This window comes from Actinomadura sp. NPDC000600, assembly GCF_040492135.1.
Lineage (GTDB): Bacteria > Actinomycetota > Actinomycetes > Streptosporangiales > Streptosporangiaceae > Spirillospora.
Genome location: NZ_JBEUPD010000003.1, coordinates 111,376 through 132,542 on the forward strand (window position 1 = coordinate 111,376; position 21,167 = coordinate 132,542).

At 72.1% G+C, this 21,167-nt stretch carries 20 protein-coding genes; 10 read left to right on the forward strand and 10 right to left on the reverse strand.

Annotated elements, in window-relative coordinates; all coding sequences use genetic code 11:
• Positions 1-51: 51 nt before the first annotated feature.
• Positions 52-504, forward strand: a complete 453-nt coding sequence (locus ABWI07_RS05740) for an RsbRD N-terminal domain-containing protein (RefSeq protein ID WP_149262898.1) — start codon at positions 52-54, stop codon at positions 502-504.
• A 71-nt stretch (positions 505-575) separates the two neighbouring features.
• On the opposite strand, the gene ABWI07_RS05745 is transcribed toward ABWI07_RS05740, so the two are convergent.
• On the reverse strand, positions 576-1,526 hold the full coding sequence (locus ABWI07_RS05745; protein WP_353817827.1) for a LysR family transcriptional regulator: 951 nt from the start codon (positions 1,524-1,526) through the stop codon (positions 576-578).
• Between the two features lie 83 nt (positions 1,527-1,609).
• On the opposite strand from ABWI07_RS05745, the gene ABWI07_RS05750 reads away from it, so the two are divergent.
• Both ABWI07_RS05750 and ABWI07_RS05755 read left to right on the forward strand, forming a co-directional pair.
• The gene (locus ABWI07_RS05750) at positions 1,610-2,536 is read left to right on the forward strand and encodes a Gfo/Idh/MocA family protein (protein ID WP_353817828.1); all 927 of its coding nucleotides are present in this window, start codon (positions 1,610-1,612) and stop codon (positions 2,534-2,536) included.
• Positions 2,533-3,495 carry a quinone oxidoreductase family protein gene (locus tag ABWI07_RS05755; RefSeq protein WP_149262901.1) on the forward strand — a complete coding sequence of 321 codons (963 nt, stop codon included), beginning with the start codon at positions 2,533-2,535 and terminating at the stop codon, positions 3,493-3,495. Before ABWI07_RS05750 ends, ABWI07_RS05755 begins: the two co-directional genes overlap by 4 nt.
• Here ABWI07_RS05755 and ABWI07_RS05760 read toward each other — a convergent pair whose 3' ends face one another.
• Together ABWI07_RS05760 and ABWI07_RS05765 are read right to left on the reverse strand one after the other, a co-directional pair.
• Positions 3,496-5,154, reverse strand: a complete 1,659-nt coding sequence (locus tag ABWI07_RS05760; protein WP_353817829.1) for a catalase — start codon at positions 5,152-5,154, stop codon at positions 3,496-3,498.
• Between the two features lie 100 nt (positions 5,155-5,254).
• Positions 5,255-7,204 carry an AfsR/SARP family transcriptional regulator gene (locus ABWI07_RS05765; RefSeq protein WP_353817830.1) on the reverse strand — a complete coding sequence of 650 codons (1,950 nt, stop codon included), beginning with the start codon at positions 7,202-7,204 and terminating at the stop codon, positions 5,255-5,257.
• Between the two features lie 57 nt (positions 7,205-7,261).
• On the opposite strand from ABWI07_RS05765, the gene ABWI07_RS05770 reads away from it, so the two are divergent.
• Positions 7,262-8,125, forward strand: a complete 864-nt coding sequence (locus ABWI07_RS05770) for an alpha/beta fold hydrolase (RefSeq protein ID WP_149262903.1) — start codon at positions 7,262-7,264, stop codon at positions 8,123-8,125.
• Positions 8,126-8,200: 75 nt separating this feature from the next.
• Here the strand turns inward: ABWI07_RS05770 and ABWI07_RS05775 are convergent, their stop codons facing one another.
• From ABWI07_RS05775 to ABWI07_RS05795, 5 genes are all read right to left on the reverse strand, one after another.
• The gene (locus tag ABWI07_RS05775; protein WP_353817831.1) at positions 8,201-8,332 is read right to left on the reverse strand and encodes a hypothetical protein; all 132 of its coding nucleotides are present in this window, start codon (positions 8,330-8,332) and stop codon (positions 8,201-8,203) included.
• An 82-nt stretch (positions 8,333-8,414) separates the two neighbouring features.
• A complete protein-coding gene (locus ABWI07_RS05780) occupies positions 8,415-9,203 on the reverse strand; it encodes an N-acetylmuramoyl-L-alanine amidase (protein WP_353817832.1) in 789 nt (262 codons plus the stop codon).
• A 114-nt stretch (positions 9,204-9,317) separates the two neighbouring features.
• Positions 9,318-9,989 carry an esterase/lipase family protein gene (locus ABWI07_RS05785; RefSeq protein WP_149262905.1) on the reverse strand — a complete coding sequence of 224 codons (672 nt, stop codon included), beginning with the start codon at positions 9,987-9,989 and terminating at the stop codon, positions 9,318-9,320.
• A 117-nt stretch (positions 9,990-10,106) separates the two neighbouring features.
• Complete coding sequence (locus ABWI07_RS05790; protein WP_353817833.1) at positions 10,107-12,251, reverse strand: MMPL family transporter; 2,145 nt, start codon at positions 12,249-12,251, stop codon at positions 10,107-10,109.
• A gap of 119 nt (positions 12,252-12,370) precedes the next feature.
• Entirely contained in the window at positions 12,371-15,121 is a 2,751-nt protein-coding gene (locus ABWI07_RS05795) for an ATP-binding protein (protein WP_353817834.1), read from the reverse strand.
• Between the two features lie 252 nt (positions 15,122-15,373).
• Between ABWI07_RS05795 and ABWI07_RS05800 the strand changes: the two genes are divergently transcribed.
• Positions 15,374-16,129 (forward strand): SDR family oxidoreductase, encoded by a 756-nt coding sequence (locus ABWI07_RS05800; protein ID WP_353817835.1) that lies wholly within the window; start codon positions 15,374-15,376, stop codon positions 16,127-16,129.
• Between the two features lie 82 nt (positions 16,130-16,211).
• On the opposite strand, the gene ABWI07_RS05805 is transcribed toward ABWI07_RS05800, so the two are convergent.
• Both ABWI07_RS05805 and ABWI07_RS05810 read right to left on the reverse strand, forming a co-directional pair.
• Positions 16,212-16,454 (reverse strand): DUF6411 family protein, encoded by a 243-nt coding sequence (locus tag ABWI07_RS05805; RefSeq protein ID WP_149262908.1) that lies wholly within the window; start codon positions 16,452-16,454, stop codon positions 16,212-16,214.
• A gap of 112 nt (positions 16,455-16,566) precedes the next feature.
• Positions 16,567-17,439: a phosphorothioated DNA-binding restriction endonuclease gene (locus ABWI07_RS05810; protein WP_353817836.1), complete on the reverse strand. Its 873-nt coding sequence runs from the start codon at positions 17,437-17,439 to the stop codon at positions 16,567-16,569.
• A gap of 135 nt (positions 17,440-17,574) precedes the next feature.
• Here ABWI07_RS05810 and ABWI07_RS05815 point away from each other — a divergent pair, with 135 nt between their 5' ends.
• The 5 genes from ABWI07_RS05815 (at position 17,575) to ABWI07_RS05835 (ending at position 21,154) form a co-directional block, all read left to right on the forward strand.
• The gene (locus ABWI07_RS05815; protein WP_353817837.1) at positions 17,575-18,408 is read left to right on the forward strand and encodes a leucine-rich repeat domain-containing protein; all 834 of its coding nucleotides are present in this window, start codon (positions 17,575-17,577) and stop codon (positions 18,406-18,408) included.
• Between the two features lie 255 nt (positions 18,409-18,663).
• On the forward strand, positions 18,664-18,921 hold the full coding sequence (locus ABWI07_RS05820; protein ID WP_235037212.1) for a tyrosine-type recombinase/integrase: 258 nt from the start codon (positions 18,664-18,666) through the stop codon (positions 18,919-18,921).
• Positions 18,914-19,492, forward strand: coding sequence for a dienelactone hydrolase family protein (locus tag ABWI07_RS05825; protein WP_353817838.1), 579 nt, complete (start codon positions 18,914-18,916; stop codon positions 19,490-19,492). The genes ABWI07_RS05820 and ABWI07_RS05825 overlap by 8 nt, the downstream gene beginning before the upstream one ends.
• A 356-nt stretch (positions 19,493-19,848) precedes the next feature.
• Positions 19,849-20,343, forward strand: coding sequence for an RNA polymerase sigma factor (locus ABWI07_RS05830; RefSeq protein WP_149265092.1), 495 nt, complete (start codon positions 19,849-19,851; stop codon positions 20,341-20,343).
• A complete protein-coding gene (locus tag ABWI07_RS05835; RefSeq protein WP_353817839.1) occupies positions 20,336-21,154 on the forward strand; it encodes a hypothetical protein in 819 nt (272 codons plus the stop codon). The genes ABWI07_RS05830 and ABWI07_RS05835 overlap by 8 nt, the downstream gene beginning before the upstream one ends.
• The last annotated feature ends 13 nt before the right edge of the window (positions 21,155-21,167 follow it).

Below are 21,167 nucleotides of genomic sequence, written 5' to 3' on the forward strand. Positions count from 1 at the left end.
GGCCAACGCTCCCGGTCGCGACCGGGGACGAGCAACGAGAGGGGACGCGCCATGCAGCCCACTCTGGACCAGTTCCTCACCGACCACCTCGACGAGATCACCGCCGAGGTCGCCGGGGAGATCGCCGAGCGCGTCCCCGCCTACACGCACCTGCGGCCGCGCGAGATCCTCTTCCTCGTCCGGGACGCCCTCGCCGCCTACACCGGCGCCCGCGAGACCGGCGCCGTGCTCGACGCCTTCCGCGCCCTCGGCGCCAGCGAGGCCCGCGCCGGGCACGACGTCCGCCACTTCGAGTCCGCGCTGCGCACCGGCGCCCGCGTCCTCATCCGCCGCACGGCCGGCGCCGCCGCCCGCCTCTACCCGCCCACGGCCGAGTACGTCGACGTCATGGAGCAGGCGTTCAGCGCCGAGGGCCGGATCGTCCAGGCCGCCGTCGAGGGCCACCACCGCGCCGGCCGCCGCGACGGCGTGTGCCGCCTCTACACCCTCGTCTCCGAGAACTGACCCCGCACGCCCCGGCGAACGGCGCGCGTTATTAACGCCGCCGGACGGCTCTCTCGTTCGGGGACCGATGGTCAGCGCTCATCGTCCTTCGACAGTTTCCGCTCCCTACGGCTTCCCGCCGCGGCGGTGATCGAGGCGCTCCTTTGTGCGGCCTCGGCTTGGAGCAGGGCGACGAAGGCGGCCAGCGCCGGATGGCCCGCGGCGTGCTCCTTGACCACGACGTAGATCTCGCGCTGCGGGATCGGACGGACGACCGGGCGCCAGGTCAGATCGCTGGTGGCGGTGGCGCTCAGGGCGAGTCGGGGGAGGACGGTCACGCCCAGCCCGGCGGCGACGAAGGCGACGGCCGAGGAGTAGTCGTGGGCTTCCACGGCGAAATGCGGGCTGAACCCGGCCGCACCGCAGGCGTCGAGGACGATCTCCCGGCAGAGCGTGCTGGGCGTCTCGTTGTCGATCCACGGCTCACGGCTGAGCCGGGCCAACTCCACCTTCTCCTCCCCGGCGAGCGGATGGCCGGGCGGGAGCACCACTCCATAGGGGTCGTCGAGCAGGTGGATCGCGCGGAACCCGGCCGGCACCCCGGCGGTGCCGGGCAGCACCAGGATCTCGGCGTCGGCGCCCTCGTTGCCGAGGCCCTTGCCGAGCCGCAGATCCACCCGCACGTCCGGGAAGCGGCGGCTGAAGTCGACCATGACCGGCGGTATGAGCGTCGCTCCCGCCGTGGCGAAGTAGCGGATCACCAGGCGCCGGGTCTTGCCTGCGCGAAGGTCGGCGAGGGCGGTCTCGGCCTCGGAGATCTGGTTCTGGATCCGCTCGGCGTGGGTGGCCAGCAGCCGTCCCGCCGCGGTCGGCCGGACGCCCCGGCCGATCCGCTCCATCAGCACCGTGCCGGTTTCACGCTGGAGAGCGGCCAGGTGCTGGCTGATCGCCGAGGGCGAGTAGCCCAGGTGCGCGGCGGCGGCCTGGATCGAGCCGGTCTCCACGACGGAGCGCAGCACCATCAGCCGGTGAACGTCGAGCATGAGCCGACAATACAGTGAGACTTCATCGTCGTTAACAAATCATCGCTTGTGCTGATGCTTTCTTGGGCGGCAGCCTGATGCGCATGAATCGGCAGGTAATCGGCCTGGGCGTCATCGGCTTGGGCGCCATGGGCTCTGAGATGCTCGGCATCGCGATCGACCATCCCGAGTACGAGGTGGTGCTGGCCGCCGACCCGGCCCGGTCGGCGCCCGGTGGCATCGCGCATACACGGGACGCCCAACGTGTGATCGACCATCCGGACATCGACGCGGTCTACATCGCCTCGCCGCCCTCGACCCATGCCGGCTACGCCGTCCAGGCGATGAAGGCGGGCAAGGCCGTCTTCTGCGAGAAACCGCTCGCCGTCGACCTCGACGAGGGCGCCGAGATGGTCTCGGTCGCCGCGGAACTCGAGGCGGTGAACGCGCTCAACTTCGTGCTCTCCGACCGCGCCGCCTCGGTCGAGGTCGGTCGGGCGCTGCGCGCCGGCGAAGTCGGCACGGTGCTGGGCGTGGACGTTCGGTTGCTGTTCCCGGAATGGCCGCGCGCCTTCCAGCGAGAAGCCGCCTGGGTGGCCGGTCGGGAGCAGGGCGGCTTCTTGCGCGAGGTCGCCTCGCACTACCTGTTCCTTACCGACCGCCTGCTGGGCCCGCTGACCCGGTCGCACACCCGGATCGACTACGGGCCCGCCGCCGAGACGACGGCGAGCGGGCTCCTGGCGGCGGCCGACGGGGTGCCGGTACGGGTGTCCGGGCAGGTGGCCGCCGGGCCGGAGACTTACGAGTGGACGCTGTACGGATCCAAGGCCTCCTACCGGATCACCGAATGGGGGCGGCTTCTCAAAGGCGACGGGGCCGGCTGGCGGGAGGTCACGCCGGACGGTCCGCGGGGTGATGAACGGACCCGGTTGACCGAGTTCGCCAGAGCGGTCCGGGGTGAGCCGACCACGTTGGCCGACTTCTCCGCCGGCCTGCGGGTACAGCGGCTCATCGAGGGCTTCCACCGGTGAAGGCGATCGTCGTCTCTTCGCCGGGCGGTCCATCGGCCCTGAAGTTCAGCGAAGTGGAGGAACCCGGGCCGACCCGCGACCAGGTGCTGGTCCGAGTCGCCTATGCCGGGGTCAACTACATCGACGTCTACCAGCGCTCAGGCGTGTATCCCCGTCCGGTGCCGTTCGTGCCCGGAGGCGAGGGCGCGGGGCAGGTGGTGGCCGTGGGCGCCGACGTGGCGGGAATACGGCCCGGGGACCGGGTGGCCTGGGAGGGCGTGCCCGGGTCATACGCCGAGTACGTCGCCGTTCCCGCGGCCAAGGCGCTCCCGATACCGGACACCGTCGCCGACGAGGTGGCCTCCGCCCTCCCCTTGCAGGGAATGACCGCGCAATACCTGGCGACCGCCTCCTACCGCATCGCCCCCGGGGACACCGTGCTGGTCCACGCCGGCGCCGGCGGGGTGGGGCTGCTGCTCACCCAGCTCGCCAAGGCCCTCGGGGCCACCGTCCTGACCACCGTCTCCTCCGCCGCCAAGGCGGCGGCCTCCCGAGACGCGGGCGCTGACCACGTGCTCGGCTACGACGGATTCGCCGCGGAAGTACGGCGGCTCACGGACGGTGCCGGAGCCCACGCGGTCTACGACGGAGTCGGCGCGAGCACTTTCGACGATTCACTGGAGGCGCTGCGGCGGCGGGGGACGCTGGTGCTCTTCGGTGCCTCCAGCGGCCAGGTGCCGCCGGTGGAGCCGCAGCGGCTGGCCCGGGCGGGTTCGGTCCTGCTGGCCCGGCCCACGCTCGCCGACTTCGTCGTCAGCCGGGCGGAACTGGAGGACCGGTTCGCCTACCTCCTCCGCCAGGTCGCCGCCGGCCGGCTCCGCCCGCGCCTCCACGCCTCCTACCCGCTGGCCGAGGCCGCCCGGGCCCACCGCGACCTCGCGGACCGTGCCACCATCGGCAAGCTCCTGCTCGCCCTCTGACTAGCGCCGTCGGACGGCTCTCTCGTTGGGGACGCAGTGCGTCATCTTCAGGCCGTTGACGTCCCGCGAGCCGTTCTGGCCGAGGTTCTTCAACCGCTGCTGGTCCTCGTCGGTGAGGTCCTGCCCGGGCAGCGGGCCGAGGTGCCGGACGTCGTCGGAGGAGATGCCGAGCCCCTCGCCGACGCGCAATCCCAGATCGTCCTCGACGAGGAGGAAGTGCCACACCATCCGCTCCTGGACGGGACGCGCGCACTGCGAGATCTGCTCGACGAGGTTGCGCACCAGGTCGTCGCGCTCCCACTCCTCCATCAGCAGGTAGCGCTGCCCCGCCTGCTTGTAGTCGTTCGCGCGGGCGATGCGCTTGCGGGTGAGCCGCCCCGTGATCTCCGGGCCCTGCTCGTCGTGCGTCGGGTACTCGTCCTCGCGCAGGCCGCCGGTGATGGACGGCTCGTAGTTCACGTGGGGGTTCGAGCCGCCGGCGTCCACGTGGTACGTCATCTGCCCGTCGCGCTGGTTCGTTCGCACATGGGCGCCCTTGGCGCGGTTGACGGGCAGTTGCAGGTAGTTCGGGCCGACCCGGTGGCGCTGGGTGTCGCTGTAGGAGAACGTCCGTCCGACGAGCATCTTGTCGTCGGAGAAGTCGAGCCCGTCGACCAGGACGCCCGTACCGAACGAGATCTGCTCGTTCTCGGCGAAGGTGTCCTCCACGTTGCGGTCGAGGACGATCCGCCCGACCGGCTTCGGCGGGAAGTCGTTCTCCGGCCACACCTTCGTGTCGTCGAGGGGATCGAAGTCCAGCTCCGGATGCTCGTGGTCGTCCATCATCTGGACGACCAGCTCCCACTCCGGGAACTCCCCGCGTTCGATGGCGTCCTTCAGATCCCTTGTCGCGTGCCCGAGGTCGTCGGCCTGCACCGCGGCCGCGTCCTCGGCCGTCATGCTGCGCACGCCCTGCTTCGGCATCCAGTGGTACTTCACGAGCTTGGTCTCGCCCGCCTGGTTCACCCACTTGTAGGTGTTCACGCCGAACCCCTGCATGTGCCGGTAGTCGGCCGGGATGCCGCGCGGGCTGAACAGGTTGACGAGCATGTGCATCGACTCCGGCGTCTGCGACATGAAGTCGAAGATGCGCGCGGGCTCCTGGCGGAACGTCACCGGGTCGGGCTTGAGCGCGTGGATGACGTCGGGGAACTTGATGGCGTCCCGGATGAAGAAGACCGCCAGGTTGTTGCCGACGAGGTCCCAGTTGCCGTCCTCGGTGTAGAACTTGATGGCGAACCCGCGCGGGTCGCGGGCCGTCTCCGCCGAGTCGCGCCCGCCGATGACCGTGGAGAACCGCAGCGCGATCGGCGTGCGCTTGCCCTCTCCCTGGAAAAGGGCGGCGCGGGTGAAGTTCGTGACCGGCTCGTCGCCCCACTTCCCGTACGACTCGAAGAACCCATACGCCGTCACGCCGCGCGCGTGGACGACCCGCTCCGGGATGCGCTCGCGGTCGAAGTGGCTGATCTTCTCAAGGAACTGATAGTTCTCCAGGGTGGCCGGGCCCCGGGAGCCGACCGTGCGCTGGTTCTGGTTGTCGTAGACCGGGTGGCCCTGCCGGTTGGTCAGCACCGGACGGTCGTCCCCCGGCTGTGGCCCCATGCTCGCAACGTCCGTCACGACGCCTGTCTCCTCTCGCAGTTCTCGCTGGCGCCCTACCCGGCGGGGGAACGGCGAAGGTCTGCGCCAGGTAAACCCTGCGAAGAGGCCGGGGACCGGGTCATTCGCCGAGGGCGGCGGCGAGGTCGTCCAGGTGGCGGGAGACCGGGCCGAGGGTGAGCAGCCCGCTCTGCGCGCCCGCCAGCTCGCCCGCGGCCGGGGCGAGCTCGCCATGCGCGCGCCGCATCGCCGCATGGTCGCCGACGGCGATGGCGGCCTGTGCGGTGAGGCACCACAGGGCCTCGAACATCAGGTCCCGGGGCGGGTCGGGGACGTCCCGCAGCGCCGCGGCGGCCTCGCCGGGACGGCCGCGCGCCAGCAGCACCAGGGGGCGCGCCCAGGACAGGTAAGGTCCCCAGTCGGCCGGCTCGGTCTGTGCGGGACGCCGGTGCTGGACGCGCAGGCACAGGAGGGCGAGCGGCAGCAGACCGCCCTCAAGCCCAGGCATCCCGCAGCCCCGCATGTTCTCGGCGGCGCCACGGTAGGCGTCCTCCGCCTCCTCGAACGAGGCCTCACCGGACGCGGCGAGCCGCAGAGCCCGGTACCAGGTCGTGAACACGCCGACCAGCGGGCGCTCGTGCCGCTCGGCCAGGCGGTCGGCGGCGGCCGCGTGCCGGTCCGCCCCGCCGAAGTCCCCGAGCGCGCCGCGGGCCTGGAGCCGGACGAGATGCCCGAGCACCTCGTAGCTCGACAGGCCGCCTCGCTCCGCCAGGTCCACGAGCTCGGCGCCGATCCCGTCCCGGCGCGGCGCCAGCCCCGCCCGGTCGAACGCCTGCATGAACGCGCCGTTCAGCGCGAACGCCAGGAGGGCCGGATCGTCCAGGTCGCGGGCGATCCGCTCCGCCTCCCGCGCCGCCTCGCGCCCCCGGTCGCCGCGGGCGCCGCGCGACTCCAGCGCGATCGTGGCCAGGAGCCGGGCCCGCGCGGCCTCGTGCCCGCGCGGCAGCCTGGCGAGGGCGCGCTCCGCCGCCGCGACCACCCCGGCCGCCTGGCGCGGATCGTCCGACCTCGTCCAGATCGCCGGGACGTCGAAGGCGCCGATCACCCGGGCGGTCAGCTCCGCGTCGCCCAGTTCCTCGGCGGCCGTGATCGCCGCGAGGCGCTGCTCGCGGGCCGCCTCCAGGCCCCCGGCGCCGGTCACCGCGAGGTTCCGCAGGAGCCCGACCGTCGACTCCAGCCGGGCGCGCGACCCGGACGCGACCGTGCGGTCATACGCCTCCGCCGCCTGCGCCCACACGCGCGACGCCGCGTCCCGGGAGGGTTGCAGGTGGTCGGCCTGGCGGAGGATGTCCTCCTCTAGGCGGCGCAAGGCTGGGCTGGGGTCCAACCCCAGTTGCTCGACCAGAAGCGTACGGGCCCTATGGAGCACGGCCAGCGCATCACCTTGGCGGCCCGTGCGGTACAGGGCGAGCGCCAGTAGGCGCCAGGCGTCCTCGCGCCAGGGATGCTCGGCGACGTGCGCGTCCAGGTCCGGTACGGCCTCGGCGGCCATACCTTGCGCGAGCCGCGCTTCTGCCCTCCGCTCGATGGCGCGCAGCCGCAATTCGGCCAGCCGGGAGTGCTCCGCCCGCGCCCACGGCTCGTCGGCGAACTCGGCGTAGGCGGGGCCGCGCCACCAGCCGAGCGCCTCGTCCAGCGCCTCTGCCAGCTCCGCGGGTGGACGGTCGGAGGCCACGACCCGCTCGAACCGCCAGGCGTCCACGGCGTCCGGGGCGGCGCGCAGCGCGTATCCCGGCCCCTCGGTGACCAGCAGCCGGGGCGGCGTGCGCGGCGGGCGGCCGGGTTCGAGGACGCGCCGCAGGGCCGCCACGAAGGTGCGGACGGCCCCCACCGCGTCCGACGGCGGGTCGATCCACAGATCGTCCACGATCCGGGACACCGGGACCACGCGCCCGCGCGCGATGAGCAGCCGGGCCAGGACGGCGCGGTGCCGCGGCCCCTTGAGGGCGATCGCGTTCCCGGCCCCGTCCCAGGCGGTCACCGGCCCGAGCACCCCGAACAGGACCTCCACGCCCACCACGGTATAGCGCTCATCGGATGCTCATCCGCGCCCGGCAGCCTGGACGGCATGCCAACGATCAGCGATTTCGACTACCAGCGCGTCCCCGTCGCCGAGGGCGTGTCCCTCAACGCGGCGGTCGGCGGATCGGGCTCCCCGATCGTGCTGCTGCACGGCTTCCCGCAGACCCACCTGATGTGGCGGCACGTCGCCCGCGACCTCGCCGCCGACCACACGGTCATCGTCCCCGACCTGCGCGGGTACGGCGAGAGCGACAAACCGTCCGACGGCTACTCCAAGCGGACCATGGCCGCCGACATCGCCGCCCTCGCCCGCGCCCTCGGCCACGACCGCTTCGCCCTCGCCGGCCACGACCGCGGCGCGCTCGTCGCCTTCCGCGCCGGCCTCGACCATCCCGACACGATCACCCATCTGGCCTGCCTGGACGTCCTGCCGACCCTGGACATGTGGGACGTCATGCACGGCGCCTCGGCCGCCGTGGGCTTCCACCTGTACCTGATGGCGCAGCCGCCCGGCCTGCCCGAGCAGCTGATCGCGGGGGCGTCGGACGCGTTCTTCGGCCACTTCCTCGACGTGTGGACGAACGACCCGGCCGCGATCCCGCCCGACGTCCGCGCCGCGTACCTGGACGCCTGCCGCGCCGCGATCCCCTCGATCGTCGCGGACTACCGCGCCTCCGCGGGCGTCGACGTCGACCACGACCAGGCCGACCGCGACGCCGGCAACCGTCTGCGGATGCCGGTCACCGTCCTGCAGCAGGACTGGGGCGCAGCCCTCGGATACGACGCCGTCGCGCTGTGGGGCGCCTGGGCGGCCGACCTCCAGCACGAGACGGTCACCTGCGGCCACTTCATGGCCGAGGAGGCGCCCGCGCAGGTGGCCAAGCACCTCAGGGCGCTCCTGGCCCGATAGGGCGGGACGTGCGGGGCGGCCCGGCTGTGCGAAGCCCCTGCCTGATCAGGGCCCTGCCTGATCAAGGCCTTGCGCCTACCCGGACCAGGGCGGGCCGCCCTGCGTCGCCGCCCACACCCACACGTAGATGATGAAGCCGGTCGCGACAAGCCCCAGCAGGAGTTCCCAGTTGGGCGGCGACTCGCTCCGTCCACGCCTACGGCTCATGGCGATCCGTCCGTTCGTCCGGTGTGCTCTATGAGACGGACCTAGCCGGATGCGTCCCGGTGAATCCCCGTAAAAGGCAAACTCACCGCAGATAGTGCTCGAAGCCCTTCGCCAGCGACTCGGCCATCCGCTGCCGGAACGCGGCATTCGACATCTTCGCGGCGTCACCCGGGTCTTGCATGTTCCCGCATTCGATGAACACGACCGGGACGGTGGACATGTTCAGCCCGCCGAGGTCGTCCCGCCGGTCGAGTCCGTTCTTCCCGACATAGTTGGCGTAGGGCACGTCCGTCCCGGCTCGGTAGGCGTCGCGGACCGCCTTCCCCAGCCGGACCGCCTTCCCCAGCCGGGCGGACGGGGCCACGATCCCTTTGTTCCCGCCCACGGGCAGCGGCAGGATGACGTGGAACCCGTGCTTGCCCGCCGGGACCCCGTCGCCGTGGATCGACAGCGCCGCGTCGGCGTGCGCGCGGTTCCCGATCGCCGCCCGCTCCGTGACGCAGGGCCCGACCCCGGTGTCGCTGTCGCGCGTCAACCTCACCGTGGCGCCCTTGGCCCGCAGCACCTTCGCCAGCCGGTTCGACACGTCCCAGGTGAAGGCGTGCTCGGCGTAGCCGTTCGCGGTGGCGGTGCCGGTCGTGTTGCAGGCCTTGTAGCCGTTCCCCACCCAGACCTTCTTGTTGATCACTTCGGGATGGGCGGCGTTCCCGCCGTTGTGCCCGGGATCGAGCACGATGACCTTTCCGCGGAGTTCTGAACCGCCCTTCGAGGACGGTGCCGGCTTGCTCCCCGCGACGGCCGGGCCGTGGCAGGCGACCAATCCCAGGCAGAGCAGTCCGGCGCCCACGAGCTTCCACGGACGCTTTTCCACAGGACTGCCTCTCCCTCGACTGCGGCCTTCCACCCCGGATTTCTGCACCTGCCTCCCCGACGCTAAACGGAACGGGCGGGAGGTCGCCCCTCCCGCCCGTTGCGTTTCCTGGACTCAGCTCTTCGTGAACTGCGCGATGGCGCCGAGCACCACCGCGTCGGTCAGGTAGCCGAGGTGGGTCTGGCAGGGCACGTAGTGGTTGTTCGCGCCGTCCAGACGGGTGCTGGTGTAGGGGATGATGATGCCGTCGCAGGGCGAGTACCAGGTGGCGTACTGGGTGCTGCCGGGCGTCTCGTCCCCCGCGCTGATCTGCTGGATGAACGTCGACCCGGGGAGCATCTGCCGGCACGTCTCGAAGATCGTGCAGGCGCTCGCGTAGGTCGTCCCGTGGTTGGCGCCCGCGATCGACGCCAGGTGCGCCACGTTCGGGTTCCCGTTCAGCACCTTCAGGTAGTACTGGCTGACCAGGCCGCCCATGGAGTGGTTGACGATGTCGACCTGGGACGCGCCGGTCCGCGACTTCACCTGGCTCACGTACGACGCGAGCCCCGCCGCGTTCTGCTTGTTGTCCCCGTAGGAGTTGTACTCGTACGCGAACAGCTGGTCGCTGCTGTAGCCCGCGGCGCGGAACACTGACATGGCGGTGATCCAGTTGGACGCGCTGCCGGTGTACCCGTGCACGAACACGACCGGCCGCGGTCCGGCGGCCTGCGCCGGCGCGAGACCGACTCCGAACGCCGCCAGCGCCGCGATCAACGCGGCGAGGGAGCCGAGAAGCCTTCTCATGGAACCTCCAGGGGTGGGACGAGCCAACGCCCGGAGTCTGATCGCCTCCGCGCCCGCGGGCATCGGCGAAATCACCGGCCTTCGCGGACGCCGCGGCGGGCGGCCTCTCGGTTCGGGTCACGCGCCCAGGTTCGGCAGGATCCGCGCCAGGCGGCGGGGGAGCCACCAGTTGGCCTCGCCCACCAGCACCATCAGCGACGGGACGAGCACGAGCCGCACGACCGTCGCGTCCAGGATGACGCTGAACGCGAGCCCCACGGCGAGCATCTTGATGGCCACGGTGGGCGTCACGGTGAAGCCCAGGAACACCAGCGTCATGATCAGCGCGGCGCTGGAGATGACGCGTCCGGTGATGGCGAGGCCGGTGCCCACGGACTCGGTGTTGTCGCGGGAGACCCGCCACGCCTCCGCGATCCGGGAGAGCAGGAAGATCTCGTAGTCCATGGACAGCCCGAAGACGATCGCGAACATCATCATCGGCACGTAGGACTCGATCGGCACCGGGCCGGGCAGGCCGAGCAGCCCGTCCCCCCAGCCCCACTGGAAGGCCGCGACCAGCGCGCCGTAGGACGCCGCGGTCGTGAGCAGGTTGAGGACGACGGCCTTGAGCGGCACCAGCAGGCTCCGGAACACGACCATCAGCAGCAGGAACGCCGCGACCAGCACGATCCCGATGATGATCGGCAGCCGCGCCTCGACGGTGTCGCGGAAGTCGAACCCGCCCGCGACGGCGCCGGTGACGTACCCCTTGGCCCCCGTGCCGGCGAGGGCGTCCGGCAGCGTGCGCTCGGTCAGCGCGGCGAACAGCTCGCCGGTCGCCGCCGTCTGCGGACCGGTGGCCGGCGTCACCGTCGTGACCAGGATCTTCTTCTCCAGGCCCGGCGCGGGCCGGGTGAAGGAGGCGATCCCCGGCGTGTCCCGGAGTTCGCGGTCGAGGCCACCGGTGATCTGGTCGGCGGACGCGGTGGCGCGGCGCCCGTCGACCACGAGGGAGAAGGTGCCGTTGGCCCCGGGCCCGAACCCCGGCCCGCTCGCGCCCGCGATCCAGTCGTAGGCCGTGCGGGTCGTGCTGCCGACGGGATCGGCCCCCTCGTCGACGTGCCCCAGCCGCATCCAGAAGAGCGGCACCGACATCAGCGCCAGCAGCCCGGCCCCCGCGATCAGGAACGGCCACGGCCGCCGCGAGACCAGCCGGGCGTAGCGGAGCCAGCGGTCCCGCTTGCCCGAGGACTCGGCGACGGGACGGCGCACGCGGAACCGGTCGATGCGGTGCCCGAGCAGCGCCAGCGCGGCCGGCGTCAGCGTCAGGGCCGCGGCGGACGCGACGGCGACCCCGACGGCCCCGGCGAAGCCGAGCTTGCCGACGAAGGCCAGCCCGCCCGCGTACAGGCTGAGCAGGGCCACCGCCACGGTGATCGCGGCGATCAGCACCGCGTGCCCGGCGGTCGCGGTGGCCCGCACGGCCGCCTCCCGGGGGCGCCCGCCGTCCATCAGGTCCTGCCGGAACCGCGTGATCAGGAAGAGCGCGTAGTCGACCCCGACGCCCAGCCCGATCATGATCGCCAGCCCCGTCGCCGAGGTGCCGAACGTCAGCACGCCCGCGATCATGCCCAGGATGCCGATGCCCGTCCCGACCCCGACCAGCGCGGTGCCGATCGGCAGCAGCGCGGCCAGGACGCTGCCGAACGCGAAGAGCAGGACCAGCAGGGCGGCGCCGAGAGCGACCGCCTCGCCGAAGGGCTGGACGGGAGGCGGGCGGACGACCTGGTCCAGGCCCCCGCCGTACGCGACCCCGACGCCGTCCGCGCGAGCGGGCTCGGTGGCCTGGTCGAGCCGGCGGGTGTAGGGGTAGCCGAGGGTCATCAGGTCCACGTCGAAGGACACGACCGTGTAGGCCGTGCGGCCGTCCGCGCTGGTCACCAGGCCGGACGCGGTGATGGCGTGGGGCAGCGTCTTCAGGGCGGCGATGGTCTGCCCGACCGCCCGCCCGCGGTCGGCGATCGTGCCGGAGCCGACATGGAACACGACCTTGCCGGTAGGCCACGCGGCCGCGGGGTCGGTGGTCCTGAGCAGTTCCGCCCCGACGGCCGACGGCGTCTCCGGCAGGCTGACCTCGTCGTCGTAGGTGGCGTTGACGGCCCTCTGCCCGCCCAGCGCCGCGCCCAGCAGCACGAGCCAGGCCACGAGCACCCAGACCGGGCGGCGCGCGCAGAACGCCCCGATGCGGGCCATCGCAGAGCCGAGCGGCGCAGCCGAAGCCACAGGACCCCCAGAAAGCCGACAGACCTACCCGCAGTCATGCCGCCCCCCTTGCGCCCTAGTCGCGACCGGCGCGTTCTTGGACGATCGCTGCACGTCCCATGACCTCGCCGGGGTGCCGGTCAGCGCTCACCATCGACCAGAAGGCTCGCGGGGGCGCCGCCGCGCTGGAGCTGCTTGCGCGAGGTGATCCCGAGCTTGCCGAACGTCTTGCGCAGGTGCCATTCCACGGTGCGCGGGCTGATGAACAGCCGGGCCCCGATCTCCGGATTCGTCAGGCCCTCCCGGACGAGCCGGACGATCTGCGCCTCCTGCGGCGTGAGCTCGCTCGCCGCCTCGCCGGCCCGTTTGCGGACGTTCTCCCCCGTGGCCTGCAGCTCGCGGGCCGCCCGCTTGGCGAAGGCGTCCATCCCCATCACGGTGAACGACTCGTGGGCGATCCTGAGCTGCTCGCGCGCGTCCCCCTTGCGGCCTTCGCGGCGCAGCCACTCGCCGTACAGGAGGTGGGCGCGGGCCAGTTCGCCGCGCACACCAGTCCGCCCTAGCAGGTCGATCGCCTCGCGGTGCTGGTCCTCCGCCGCCGTGCCGGTGCTGAGGAGGGCCCGCGAGCGCGCGTGGACGCCCAGCGCCCAGTCCGTCCCGGCCGGGACCGTCACCTCGGTGAGCCGCCGGAGGGCCGCGGCGGCGCGTTCGGGCTCACCGCTCCCGGCCGCCGCCTCGATGTACTCCACCAGCGCCCAAGGTGCGCTCCCCACGTCCGCCGGACGGTCCTCCCCGGCCTCGGGGACGGCGGCCAGCGCCTCCTCGTACCGGCCGAGGCCGTTGGCCAGCAGGGCCTCGGCCCACGCGCCGACCGTGAGCCCGTTCCCCTCGCCCCGGCGCGCCGCCTCCGCCGCGACGGCCCGCCGCAGCGCCGCGCCCTCGGCCTCGCGGCCCCGCCAGGCCGACACCAGCAGCGCGCCGTACGGCGGCGCGGGGCTCCCGATCGCCTCGGAGAGCGCCGTGACCTCCTCGACCAGTCCCTCGGCGGCGGCCAGGTCGCCCGCGAACACGTCCACGGCGATCCGCTGGGTCAGCGCGAGAGGCAGCGCCGTGGTCTGCCCGGACTCCCTGGCGAGCCGGACGTGCCGGGCGGCGAGCACGTCCCACGTCTCCAGATCCCACAGCGCCGCGGCCATGATCCCCGCCGGCCAGAGCCAGCGCAGCCCGTCCTCCTCCGACAGGCCGGGGCCGCGGAAGATCCGCATCGCGGCCGCCAGGGCCGGCGCCCCGGCGGCGAGGCCCTCGGTGATCCGCAGCGCCAAGCCGTCCAGCAGGAGATCGGCCGGCCGCGGCGGCTCGGGCGGCGGCGGAGCGGACCGCGCGGCCGCCGCCTCGACCTCCCCGGCGGCCCCGTCCGGCGGCGGCCCGGCGAACAGCGCCGCGTTGATCGCCTCCAGGTACGTCTCGCGCGCCGTCGCTGGGTCCTGCGGAGCGAGCCGCCGGGCCGCGTCGAGCAGCATGCGCGGAGCCTCACGGCCCCGGTCCATCGTGAAGGCGATCTGCGCCCGCAGCAGCTCGACCTGGCCGCGCCGGGCCTGATCGAGGGGGACGGCCTCCGCGACCGACAGGAGCCTGAGCGCCGTCTCCGGAGACCCGGCCTGGTGCGTCACCCGCGCGGCGGCCAGCGCGCGCTGCTGCCGCCGGACGTGGTCGGGCGTCAGCTCCACCGCCCGCGCGAGGAACGCCGCCGCCGCGGCCAGCCCACCGCGCGCCTGCGCCCGGCCGGCGGAACGCTCCAGCTCCGCCGCGACCTCCTCGTCCGGGGCCTCCGCGCCCTGCGCCGCATGCCACACGCGGCGCTCGGGCTCGTGCTCCGGATCGGTGACCTCGGCCAATACGCGATGCGTGGCGCGCCGGTCCTCCGGCGACGCCGCCCAGTACACGGCGGAGCGCACCAGCGGATGCCGGAACCGCACCCGGTCGTCGATCTCGACGAGCCGCGCCTCGACGGCCGGCGACGCCGCCTCGAGCCCGATCCCGAGCCGGTCGGCGGCCCGCCACAGCAGGACCGGCCGCCCGCCCGGCTCCGCCGCCGCGACCAGCAGCAGCCGCCGCGTCGGCTCCGGCAGCTCCTCCAGCCGCCGCTGGTAGGAGACCTGGAGGAGGCTTGCGAGCGCCCCGATGTCCGGTACCCCGTATCCGCCCGCGAGATGCTTCAGGGTCGCTTCCTTAGGCAGCTCAAGGAGGGCCAGCGGATTGCCCCGCGTCTCGGCCACGAACCGGTCGAGCACCTGCTCGTCCATCGTGCCCGGCATGGAGGAGCGGACCAGTTCCCGCGCGTCCTCGTGCGGCAGCCCCGTGACCGCCATCTCGGGCAGTCCGGCGAGATCGTCCTCGGGCTGCCTCGCCGCGAAGACCACCCCGACCGACTCCGTGTGCAGCCTCCGGGCCGCGAACGCCAGCGCCTGCACCGACGCCCGGTCGAGCCAGTGGACGTCGTCCACCAGGCAGAGGAGGGGACGTTTATGGGCGGCCTCGGCGAGAAGACCCAGGATGGCCAGGCCCACCAGGAAGCGGTCGGGCGCGCGCCCGGAGCTCAGCCCGAGCGCGGCGTGCAGTGCCTCCTGCTGGGGAGCGGGGAGCGCTGCGAGCCCGTCGGAAAGGGGGGCGCAGAGCCGGTGCAGGCCCGCGAAGGCCAGCTCCGTCTCGGACGGCACACCCGTGACCCGCACCGTCCGCATTCCGGGCGCCCGCTCGGACAGGTACTCCAGCAGCGCCGTCTTCCCGATTCCGGGTTCGCCGTGGAGCACCAGGGCCCGGCTCTCACCACCGCGGACCCCGTTCAGGAGCGCGTCCAGCTCCGCGCACTCCCCGCGTCGACCTCGTAGCACCGGCACCCACCCGATCGGTTCGTCCCTATCTGTAATACCTGGTCGGACCGCATTACGGGAGTGCGAGGACGTTCCGATCCCCTGGGGCCCCGTTCCGCCGTTCCCGGGGATCCCCCAGTGACCAGGCCAGGGTCACACCCTGGTTCCCTCCGGGGCTAGTCCGGTGACAGTAGAGGTGAAGGCGAAAAGCGGACACGCACTGCACGCCCCGGCCGCCTGACCGTGCGGCCGCTCAACGAGAAGGGCTCCCTCATGAAGATCGTCGTCATCGGCGGCACCGGCCTGATCGGGTCGAAGCTGATCGCGAACCTGACCGCGCAGGGCCACGAGGCCGTCCCCGCCGCGCCGAACACCGGCGTCAACACCCTCACCGGCGAGGGCCTCGCGGACGTCCTCACCGGCGCCTCGGTCGTGGTCGACGTGTCGAACTCCCCGTCCTTCGAGGACGAGGCCGTCCTGAATTTCTTCGAGACCTCGACCGGAAACCTGCTCGCCGCCGAGGAGAAGGCGGGCGTCGGCCACCACGTCGCCCTGTCGATCGTGGGCGCGGAGCGTCCGCCGGCACGCGGCTACTTCACCGCGAAGACCGCCCAGGAGAGCCTGATCGAGAAGTCGCCGATCCCGTACTCGATCGTCCACGCGACGCAGTTCTTCGAGTTCACCAGGGCCATCGCCGACGAGGCCACCGCCGACGGCAAGGTCCGCATGGCCCCGGTCTTCTACCAGCCCATGGCAGGCGACGACGTCGCCGAACAGGTCGCCCGCGTCGCGACCGGCTCCCCCGTGAACGGCCGCGTCGAGATCGCCGGCCCCGACCGCTACCGCATGGACGACTTCTTCCGCGAGGCCCTGACCGCGTGGAACGACCCCCGCGAAGTCGTCACCGACCCGAACGCCCACTACTTCGGCGCTCCCCTGGAGGAGCACAGCCTCGTCCCCCTGGGCGAAGCCACCCTGGGCAAGCACCACTACAACACCTGGCCCGGCCGCCTTCAGTCCCCGAAGTAACCGCACCCTCCCAGCGAAGCGTCGCCGCCCGCCTGGGGGCAGGGCGGGCGGCGAAGGACGTCATGGCTCTACGGGCTCGGGGTTAGAACGGGGAGCGGCTGCGGGCGCGCCGTCCGGCCTCGCCGCTGCGTCCCACGGCACGCGAGGAGCTGCGGAACGGCTTGCTCAGCAGCCGCCCGAGGCCGCCAGGGGCCGAAGAGCCCGCACGTGATCCCACGCCCAGCGCGCGTTGGGTGCCCCGCTGCGGATGCCGGGAGAGCCTCGGCAGCAGGAACGCCAGAACCAGCAGAACCGCACAGACCCCTACGATCGCGACGATAACCATGAACTCCGCCCTTTCAGCTGCTTACCGGTCGGAGCCGCTTTACCCGCACTAGACCCGGACATGCAGCCACCAATGCAAAGCCGTGCTGAGCTCCCTGGCGTCGGAACCGGTCTCATGCCGCCCGGGCGGGTGAACGGAACACCTCGCGGGCGTGCCAGGCGATGTGCTGCTCGTCCACGTCGGGGAAGGCGTTCTGCGGCGCGGTGATGGGACGTCCGACCAGGGCGTGGACCTGGTCGCGCGCGGCCGGCCCGCGTCCGACGAAGTGCGCCGACACGGTCACCCGCCGGTCGTCCGCTATGCCGAGAGCGCCTTTGTCGAAGAGCTTGTGGTGCAGCGCGCACAGGCAGATGCCATTGCTGATGTCGTCGGGCCCGTCGAACGCCCACCACCGGACATGCGCGGCGTCCAACCCGACCGCGGTCCCGTTCAGCCACCCGTCATAGCCGCAGAACGCGCACTGGTACTCGTAGGCGACCATGACCTGTTCGCGGAAGGCCCGGTCGCGGCGCCGCGGCACCGCGGCCTCGATCGTCTCGAGGTCGATCCCGGCGGCCGCGCAGATGTCCTCGTGGAGGGAGGGCTCGAAATTGACGTCCAGGATGGCGCGGCACAACTGCGGCAGCAGTCGCGGATCACGGCGCAGATCGGCCGCCAGCTCACCGGTCAACCGGCCCCGCGCGGCCTGAGCGCGCAGGGCGCCGACCCGAGGGCCCGGACTGGCTCCTCCATCGGCGGTCTCCACCTCCCACAGGCCGTCGCTGGTCAGATGATGGAACGGGTAAGCGGGACTGGTGGCCCGAGGCGGACCGAACTCCCGCAGCAGACCGGCAAGATGCTCCTCGACCTCGCTGTAGAAGATCGGGGCATCACCGCACCGCTGGAAGCAACCCAGCGCGTACAGCAAGAGCAGAGGCTTGTGCGGCGCCCGCTCTCCACCCCGCGACCACCGCCGGACGCGCGTGACCCGTTCAACCCAGTCCACGCCCGGCACCCTACGGCCCGGACCGCCAGAGAAGACAAGGCCGCGAAACTCGTTCTACGGTCGGCGGCATAGAACGGGTGGATGACTCTCTGGCCACGTCCGCTCAACCGACGACCGCGCACGGAGGGGGCAGGAGTGCCGTTTCAGGATTTCCATGGAGTGCATCAACGCGTCCAGGAAGCCGCCGAGCGCCATCCGGCCGTATTGGACCTGACCGGACTCGGCTTGGAGACCGTCGCGGGGCCATTGGGCGATCTGGCGTCCGTCAGGCGCCTGAACCTCGCGTCCAACAGGCTGACCTCGCTACCGGAGTGGCTCGGATACCTCACCGCTCTCCGCCATCTGGACCTCACCGGCAACAGCTTGAGCACCCTCCCGGAGACGTTGAACAACCTCACCAGCCTCAACCAATTGCACCTTGGTCGGAATCGGTTGACCGCCCTCCCGGAGAACCTGGGCGATCTCACCGCTCTCACCCACCTGTACCTCCACGAGAACCAACTGACCCGACTGCCGGAGACGCTGGGGAACCTCACCGCCCTCAGACGCCTGAGCTTGAGTTGCAACCGCCTGACCGTCCTGCCGGACCGGCTGGGCGATCTCACCGCCCTCACCTACCTGAATCTCAGCGACTGCCGGTTGACCGCGGTCCCCGAATGGGTGGCCGGCCTCAGTGCACTGACCCACCTCGACCTTGGAGGCAACCACCTCACCGAGTTGCCCGAATGGCTGGGGAACCTCACCGGTCTCACCCACCTGACGGTGAGTTCGAACCGGCTGACGGCACTGCCGGACCGGCTCAGCGCCCTCACCGCCCTCACCGACCTGAACCTCCTGGACAACCCCCTCGATGACCTGCCCGAGTGGGTGGACGAACTGCCCGCCCTGACCGAGCTGAAGTTCCGGGGAATGTACGGCTACTTCGATTGCGAGCCAGGCTTCCCGATGCCCGGAGAGTCATCTCGCTAGGTCACCTGAACCGGGGAGGGCGCCGTAGGAGGTGAACCACCTCCCGACCATTTCAAGGGGTCATCCCGACCGGTGGAGCAGCACAGGCTCGGCCGAGAACCTGGCGCTGCGGGGGGGTCGCGCTCGTCACCGAAGTCGTGGGTGAGGATGCCGTAGAGCGCCACCGTGAGGCTTCAGCCACTTCCCGAGGAAGCGATGGGGGCAAGAGATCTGGCACTCGGCCCTGGCCGCCGCCGACCGCAACTTCAGCCCACCATGCGCGACCCACACCCCGCCCACGCCTCCTGGCTCCTGAACGGCGGCGCCGACCTCCAAGTGGTGAAGGAACGCCTAGGCCACGCCTCCATCGCCACAACCGCGCACTACCCACAGAGCGGCCCTGGGAGCGTTCGCCAGAACCCGCAACCGCTCAACCGACCTGCGACCCGTCCCCCGTATCGACTTGTCGACGCAGGCCATAATCATGCTGCGGCGCCGTCCGGGCACCGAAGCACGAGGGAGCGACATGGCTGAGGTGCTGGTTTTCCACCACGGACAAGGACTGACGGTCGGCGTCCTTGAGTTCGCCGAGCAGCTGCGACGGGCCGGACACACCGTCCACGTCCCGGACCTGTTCGAGGGACAGGTGTTCGACAGCCTCGAGGAGGGCATGGGCTACGCCGAGGCCACCGGATTCGGCACGCTCATCGCGCGCGGAACCGCCGCTGCCGAGCGGTTGCCCGCGGAACTCGTCTACCTCGGGTTCTCTCTCGGTGTCCTGCCGGCGCAGAAGCTGGCCCAGACCCGCCCCGGCGCGAAGGGCGCGCTGCTCCTGGAAGCATGCCTCCCTGTGGCGGAGTTCGGCGGCGCCTGGCCCGACGACGTTCCGGTCCAGATCCACGGCATGGACGCGGATCCGTTCTTCGCGGGGGAGGGCGACCTGGAGGCGGCCCGGGCGCTCGTCGATGCGGCGGCGAATGCCGAACTGTTCCTCTACCCCGGCGACAGGCACCTGTTCACCGACAGCAGCCTGCCGTCGCACGACGACCACGCCGCAACGCAGGCCGCCGATCGAGTGCTGGCCTTCCTCGATCGCATCAAATAGCCCGCCATTTCGCCGAGGACCAAGCCCAAAGGCAGCCCGCCCGACTCATCCTCTGTCCCGGCGGACGCGCCGTCCAGCCGTCTTCACCAGCCAAGCGGCCAACCGTCTGGCATCGGCGGCGCCGCCGTGCACGCCGCGGCGTACAGGACCGTCAGCTCGCGCGACCGATCGTCCACAAGTCCCGACGAGTCGTCCGAACAGCAACGCCGAGGCGACCGGCTTCACCGCCCGGCGCGCCGAGGGGACCGCCTGAGCCGCGTCCGAGGCGGTGCCGCACGATTACCCGGTTCTTGCCTGCAACCAGCCGGGGGCCGGCCGCGTGTATCTCAAAACGAAGATGGCTGAGAGGGGAGCACGTGGCGGACGAAACGGCCTTCGCCGAGTTCTACCGCGCGACCTATCCCGGGCTCGTCGCCGAGCTGTACGCCTTCACCGGCGGCATGGCCGAGGCACAGGACGTCGTGCAGGAGGCGTTCACCCGCGCCTGGTCCCGGTGGGGCCGGCTGCAGTCCTACGACCAGCCGCGCGCCTGGGTCGCGAGGGTCGGCTACCGCCTGGCGGTGAGCCGGTGGCGCAGGGCACGCGATTCCGTCGCGATGCTGCGCCGCCACACTCCTCCGCCCGACGGGCCGCCGCCGAGCGAGGCGTCGGTCGCCCTGGTCGCGGCGCTGCGGCGGATCCCGGCGGAGCAGCGGCGCGCGCTCGTGCTTCATCACATGGCCGGCCATCCGGTGGCCGAGATAGCGCGGTCCGAGGGTGTGGCGGAAGGCACGATCAAGGCGCGCCTCTCACGCGGGCGGCAGCGCCTCGCCGAGCTTCTGGACGACAAGGAGGAGATCCCGCATGCCTGACGTCGACAACGCCTTCGACCGGCTGCGCCGGGAGGTCACCGCACACGTCACCGGACCCGAGCCGCGCGAGATCGTGCGCCGCGCCCGACGGCGCAGCAGGAACCGGCTGGCGGCCGCGGCGATCGCGGCGGCCGCCGCGATCGCGGTTCCCGTGTTCGCGATCGACGGCGCGGGCGGCGACCAGAGGACGCTCACCCCGCCTTCCACGACCGCGTCCGCGAAGGCCCATCCCCGCACGCTGCGCCTCGGCGACCTCATCTACGGCACGACCGCGCAGCGGCATCCCGACAAGGGCGACTACAGGAATCTGCGCGACCGATGGACCATAGCGCCCGCCGACGACACCGCCCCGATCCCCGTCCCCGGCTGCCGCGGCCAGTTGGACACGGGCGCTCCCGGCATGGACGGCGTGGTCAAGGTCCTGGACGTCAGCTACAACGGCAATCCGCAGCCCGGCGACGAGGCCACCTCCTCCAGCCGCGGCGAACAGCTGATCGCCTTCTCGGATCCGGGCGCCGCCGCGCGCAAGATGGCCGCCATCATCCAGTACGAGCAGACGTGCCACGGGCAGGGCGCGTCCTTCGCACGCCTGGCGATCGGCGACGAGGCCACCCGCGCGACGGTCGTCCGGCACCAGGCCAGCCCGCCGGTCACGTCGACGGAGAACGCCGTCGTGGTCCGCCAGGGCAGTGTCATCGCCGTCTACTGGGACATGCGGAACAGCGGCCCGAAGCTCACCTCGGTCAGCGACCACCAACGGGACGCGCGCATGATGGCCGACCGCCTGCGCCGTCTCGGGTATGAGAGTTGACCGGTCGGCCGTC